We start from the raw sequence: 5,419 nt of genomic DNA on the forward strand, positions 1-5,419 counted from the left end.
CTGTCCTTTCGAACAAAAAACGTGAGCCCATTCTGCATCAACAGTAAGGTTCACGTTTTATGCCATAGCTCTCTTTTTTCCTAAGCTAGGTCTTAGATCCGGACGGTTCTCCAAACTGATCTATTTAAATCAATCTATCCAAAGCGACCGGTGACGTACTCTTTGGTAGCTTGCTGGGCTGGGTTTTGGAAAATGACGCTGGTTTGGTCATACTCAACCAAATAGCCCACCTTGCCGCCTTTCTCCGTGGCTTCCGCATTGTAGAAAGCTGTATAATCTGACACCCGAGATGCTTGCTGCATATTGTGAGTGACGATGACGATGGTATATCGTTCCTTGAGTTCGTGCAGCAGTTCTTCGATGCGCAGGGTTGAAATCGGGTCTAATGCCGAACAAGGTTCATCCATGAGAATAATCTCAGGGGCGATCGCGATGGCGCGAGCAATACACAGCCGCTGTTGTTGACCGCCAGAAAGAGATAGACCGCTCTCCTTCAGCTTGTCTTTCACCTCATCCCACAGCGCTGACCCTCGCAGGGATTGTTCAACCAGCTCATCCATATCACCTCGGTAGCCATTAATCCTGGCACCAAAGGCAATGTTTTCATAGATGGACTTGGGGAAGGGGTTCGGCTTTTGAAACACCATGCCAATGCGTCGCCGCACTTCCACTGGGTCCATGCTTTTGGCGTAGAGATCTTGACCGTGGAAGGTAATCCGGCCTTGAACCCGAGCTGTGGGTATCAAGTCATTCATGCGGTTGAAGCAACGCAGCATGGTGCTTTTGCCGCAGCCAGATGGGCCAATAAAAGCCACAATTTTGTTTTTAGGGACATCTAGCGATACATCCCGGACAGCAAGGCTCGACCCGTAGTAAACACTGACGGCCTCAGCCATCAGGGCAGGTTCAGTTGCCATACTGGTTGTAACAGAGTCTTGCATCATTTTGTGTGTCAGGGTAATTCAACAGATTGCTTCTAGGGTCAGGCTTGGACAGGGCTTGTAACTCAAAACTGAAGCTTCAAGGCTGGTGATAGGTGGGGGAGCGATCGCTTTCCCATCGATAGGATCGACAAGACCATTAGAGTCGTTGTTGAAACTTGTTGCGCAGGAAAATAGCGGTCGAGTTCATCAACAATAAGACAGCCATCAGGACAATAATGGCAGCCGCCGAGTTGACGTGGAACTCTGCCTGAGGGCGAGAGACCCAGTTGAAGACCTGGATCGGTAGAACGGTGAAGGGGCTTTGAGGACCCTCGGGCAAGAATGAAATGAATGTGAGCGCTCCAATCATGATCAGAGGAGCAGTTTCCCCGATCGCTCGCGACAGGGCCAAAATCGTACCAGTGAGAATACCCGGAAATGCCAGTGGCATCACGTGGTTGAGCACAACTTCCCATCGAGTGGCACCCAGAGCAAACCCAGCCAGCCTGAGGCTGTCGGGTACTGACCGCAGGGCTTCACGGGTGGACACGATGATAATAGGCAAAATCAACAGAGCTAGTGTCAGTGCTCCAGAGAGAATGCTGCGTCCGCCTGTGATCGGTTCCATGATCCGCACAAAGACTTGCAATCCCAAGAGCCCATAGATAATGGAAGGGACACCCGCCAAGTTGTTGATGTTAATTTCAATCGCTTGGGTGATCCAATTATCCTCTGAAAACTCTTCTAAGAAAATCCCTGCACCCACCCCCAAGGGAAATGACACTAGGGCCACAATACCCATCACCCAAACTGTGCCGACGAGTGACGATAAGATGCCTGCATCGGCCGGACGCCGGGAGGGAAAGTTGGTGAAAAATGACCAATTGAGGCGCGGCAGCCCATCAATCAATACATCAACTAGAAGGACAACCAAGACCAAAATAGCGATGGAGATGGCAACAATGGTGGCAACTTGAAAGATGCGATCTAAGCGGTACCGAAACTTAATGTTGATATTGAATAATGAGCCAGCATCTGGGAGGGACGACAGATTCCCAGCAGATGTCTGTGGTTCTTGCATGGTCATTCGTACTTCTCCCGAAACCGGCGGACAAACCAGAAGCTGAAAATATTGAGGGCTAGGGTGATGATAAATAGGGTCATGCCTACGGCAAAGATCGTTTGGTAGGCGATGGATCCGGCAGGGGTATCGCCTAAACTAACCTGAACGATAAAGGCAGTCATTGCCATCACCGGCACCAAAGGATTGAGCCCCAATCTCGGGTTTTGACCAGCCGCTAGCGTAACAATCATGGTTTCCCCAATAGCTCGGGAAATGGCCAAGATCAGGGCTGACACAATACCCGACAGGGCTGCTGGTAAGACAACAGCAATAATCGTTTCGCGCTTGGTGCTTCCTAGGGCATAGGCTCCATCCCGTAGACTGCGAGGCACGGCAAATAGAGCATCCTCACTGAGAGAGGCAACGAGCGGTGTGATGGAAATCCCTAAAACAATGCCTGCACTCAGGGCATTAAATCCCTGAAGTCCTGGAATAAATTGATCCCAGCTTGGAATGATGCTTTGAAGCCAAGCGGGCGTTGCTGTTCGCAGCAGAGGTGAGACAAAGAGCAGTGCAAAATACCCGAAGACAACACTCGGCACCCCTGCTAGGAGTTCGAGCACGGGCTTAAGCACTGAACGCATCTTGGGAGAGGCATACTCACTGAGGAAAATAGCAGATAGGAGACCCAGGGGTAGGGCAACGACAATAGCAATAAAGGACACCATCACCGTTGCACTGATGAGGACCATAATTCCAAACTGGGCACTGGAAAACAGAGGTGTCCAGCGAGTTTCTGTCAAAAAACGCCACAGAGGAACTACTTGGAAAAACGCAACGGTTTCAAAAATGAGCGTTAGGACAATACCAACCGTGGTTGCCACGGAGACCATGGCAAAGGCACCGAAGACTATCTTAACGACGAATTCGGTGCGCTTGCTTACGGCTCGATTGGGCCGCCATAGGTCGGACTCTGAAGGTGTGCTAGCAGTCATGCCATGAAAAAGGTGATTGTATGGGCAATAAGTTGTAGTGTGTCGCTGCCTACAGCTAATGATCGCTATGAGAACCAGGCTGGGTGTGAGCTGGACGTTGGACTGACTTGCTCAACCAAGGCTATAGGACAGCGGCACAGGCTGAGAAGGTAACTGCTATGGTGGTTGTTCTTCCTCCATAGCAGTCAGTATGTCATGAGAGGCTGGCTACTAGGGGGTGCTATTACAGCACATCGGCTAGCTTAACGCCTACAGCAGAACCACCTTCAAACACAGATCCGGTTGTGCCAGCTTCTAAACGCTCTTGTGCAGCGGATAGCACTTCATCAGGCAGCGCCACATAGCCGACTTCTTCAACTAGACCTTTGTTTTCGATAGCAATTTGATACTCAGCAAATGCACGCACGGCTGGGTTATCGAGGGATGTCGTCTTAACGTAGAAGAACTCAGGACGAGATAGGGGTTGATAGGATCCATCGCCAATGGTTTCTGGGCTGGGTTCAACGCAGCCGTTGCCGTTATCAATGGCAACCAGTTGGAGGGAATCCTGGTTTTCTTCGTAGTACGCATAGCCAAAGAAGGCTAGACCATTGGTGTCGCCGATCACCCCTTGAACCAAGACGTTGTCATCTTCGCTAGCGGTGTAGTCGCCGCGGCTTTCACCTTCGGAATCGAGCAAGGCTGCGGTGAAGTAGTCGTAGGTACCAGAATCTGTGCCTGGGCCGTAGAGGCCTAGTTCTGCGTCGGGGAAGTCAGGACGAATTTGATTCCAGTTGGTAATGGTGCCTTCTGCTGACGGCTCCCACATGGTCTTTAGCTCGTCTACCGTTAGACATTGAGCCCAGTCGTTCTCAGGGTTCACCACGACGGAGAGGCCATCAAAAGCGATGGGGATCTCGACAAACTCAATGCCGTTTTCGGCACAGAGGTCGATTTCTTCTTGCTTGATAGGACGAGATGCGTTGGAGATGTCGGTTTCACCGGCACAGAATTTTTGGAAGCCGCCGCCTGAACCAGATACCCCAACGGTGACGCGAACGTCAGCGTTTTCCGCCATGAACTCTTCAGCCATGGCTTCAGAGATGGGGAATACAGTACTAGATCCGTCAACCAAGACATCGCCTGCGAGCCCAGAGCCACCGGACGATGCTGCTGTTGAGGTACCTTCTGTCCCTTCGGTACCTGCGGTATCTTGACCGCCGCCGCCCGAACAAGACGCTGCTATGCTCAGAACCGCCATGAAAGATAAGATGCCTGCAAGGCGCTTGAAGCGGATCGTTGGTGCCATATACATAATAGTTGCTTTGTGTTGACTCAAAAGTTGGATACGACGTGATTACACGAGCCGTCCATGAGAACCTATCATCTCAACATAAAGCCTAGGTTAAGATGCCTATGGGCTCAGGGAACTGAGTTTTCTAGGCTAGAAAATCTGAGTATTCTTGTATGAGAGAGCGATCGCTTGAGTTGAATATATAGTTCAGCTCTAAAATCGGTGAAAAATCTGATTTTCATCTAAAATCCCAAAAATATGATCCTCACGGGATCCCTGTGGGAAACTAGGCAAGGCTATAGGTAGATGGGGGAAACGATGCGCTATGTCATTTATGATGGTACATGCAATCTCTGCGTGAATTGGGTGCGACTCTTGGAGTCCATCGACCAAGGTCAACGGTTTTGCTATGTACCGATGCAGGATACGGAGAGGCTGGAGCTGTTGGGCATAACGGCGGCAGATTGCGATCTGGGCATGATTTTGGTGGATGAGGCAGATCCAACTCAGCGTTGGCAGGGCAGTGATGCGGTGGAAGAAATTGGGCGATCGCTGCCCTTAGGGGAAATGTTGGTGGCGGCCTATCGAAATGTACCGGGGATGAAGTGGATGGGCGATCGCCTCTATGAGCAGGTGCGCGATCATCGCTATCCATGGTTTGGGCAACGGGCCCTGTATACATCGGCCTACGGTGCTTGCGAGACGGGTGCTTGTGGAGTGGAGTCTACATCGTCGGAACTGCCCCAACACGATTAATCAGGAATTTGTCCTGACACAAGGGGCGATCGCCTGCAAAGAGGGATGAACATACCCAGCGATCGCCATGAGTGATATTTCCCTGTTAGCGATGAGCCTTCTGACCCAGACCCAAGTGCCGGTCTGGATGTTGGAACCGCCGCCGTTGCCCCACGCATCCTTGCCGGATGCCCTGACGAGGTGCCAAGCCTGGGGGCTTTCGGATGTGATTCCGCTGACCATGGCTTGCTCCCAGGTGCTGCCGGAGACTAGTCGGGAGCGATCGCTGCCTCTGTTTAGCGCTGCTGCTCACGTACCCGCCGAGGCCTATCCTGTCGCTTGGCAGCGGCAGCCGGTTGTGCAACAGGTAGCGGCGGAACCCTCCCAGCTTGCGGTGGCCAGCCCTGGAACGTTGAACTGGGATGAACCC

At 51.7% G+C, this 5,419-nt stretch carries 6 protein-coding genes; 2 read left to right on the plus strand and 4 right to left on the minus strand.

Going from position 1 to position 5,419, the window contains the following annotated elements; genetic code table 11:
• Positions 1-134: 134 nt before the first annotated feature.
• The 4 genes from pstB to V6D20_14810 all read right to left on the minus strand — a co-directional run bounded on the left by pstB (position 135) and on the right by V6D20_14810 (position 4,269).
• Positions 135-917 carry a phosphate ABC transporter ATP-binding protein PstB gene (gene pstB / locus V6D20_14795; protein HEY9817048.1) on the minus strand — a complete coding sequence of 261 codons (783 nt, stop codon included), beginning with the start codon at positions 915-917 and terminating at the stop codon, positions 135-137.
• Positions 918-1,080: 163 nt separating this feature from the next.
• Positions 1,081-2,010, minus strand: a complete 930-nt coding sequence (gene pstA / locus V6D20_14800) for a phosphate ABC transporter permease PstA (GenBank protein ID HEY9817049.1) — start codon at positions 2,008-2,010, stop codon at positions 1,081-1,083.
• Positions 2,007-2,981 carry a phosphate ABC transporter permease subunit PstC gene (gene pstC / locus V6D20_14805; protein HEY9817050.1) on the minus strand — a complete coding sequence of 325 codons (975 nt, stop codon included), beginning with the start codon at positions 2,979-2,981 and terminating at the stop codon, positions 2,007-2,009. The genes pstA and pstC overlap by 4 nt, the downstream gene beginning before the upstream one ends.
• Positions 2,982-3,204: 223 nt before the next feature.
• A complete protein-coding gene (locus tag V6D20_14810; protein HEY9817051.1) occupies positions 3,205-4,269 on the minus strand; it encodes a PstS family phosphate ABC transporter substrate-binding protein in 1,065 nt (354 codons plus the stop codon).
• A 303-nt stretch (positions 4,270-4,572) separates the two neighbouring features.
• Here V6D20_14810 and V6D20_14815 point away from each other — a divergent pair, with 303 nt between their 5' ends.
• A complete protein-coding gene (locus V6D20_14815; protein HEY9817052.1) occupies positions 4,573-5,010 on the plus strand; it encodes a DCC1-like thiol-disulfide oxidoreductase family protein in 438 nt (145 codons plus the stop codon).
• A 67-nt stretch (positions 5,011-5,077) separates the two neighbouring features.
• Positions 5,078-5,419, plus strand: a 342-nt coding sequence (locus V6D20_14820) for a hypothetical protein (GenBank protein ID HEY9817053.1), incomplete at its 3' end; no start/stop codon positions are given.

Source organism: Candidatus Obscuribacterales bacterium (assembly GCA_036703605.1).
In the GTDB taxonomy this organism is placed as follows: domain Bacteria; phylum Cyanobacteriota; class Cyanobacteriia; order RECH01; family RECH01; genus RECH01.

Coding starts and splice junctions, on each gene's coding strand:
- pstB (HEY9817048.1), bottom strand. CDS start 917: ATGGCAACTGAACCTGCCCTGATGGCTGAGGCCGTCAGTGTTTACTAC.
- pstA (HEY9817049.1), bottom strand. CDS start 2,010: ATGACCATGCAAGAACCACAGACATCTGCTGGGAATCTGTCGTCCCTC.
- pstC (HEY9817050.1), bottom strand. CDS start 2,981: ATGACTGCTAGCACACCTTCAGAGTCCGACCTATGGCGGCCCAATCGA.
- V6D20_14810 (HEY9817051.1), bottom strand. CDS start 4,269: ATGGCACCAACGATCCGCTTCAAGCGCCTTGCAGGCATCTTATCTTTC.
- V6D20_14815 (HEY9817052.1), top strand. CDS start 4,573: ATGCGCTATGTCATTTATGATGGTACATGCAATCTCTGCGTGAATTGG.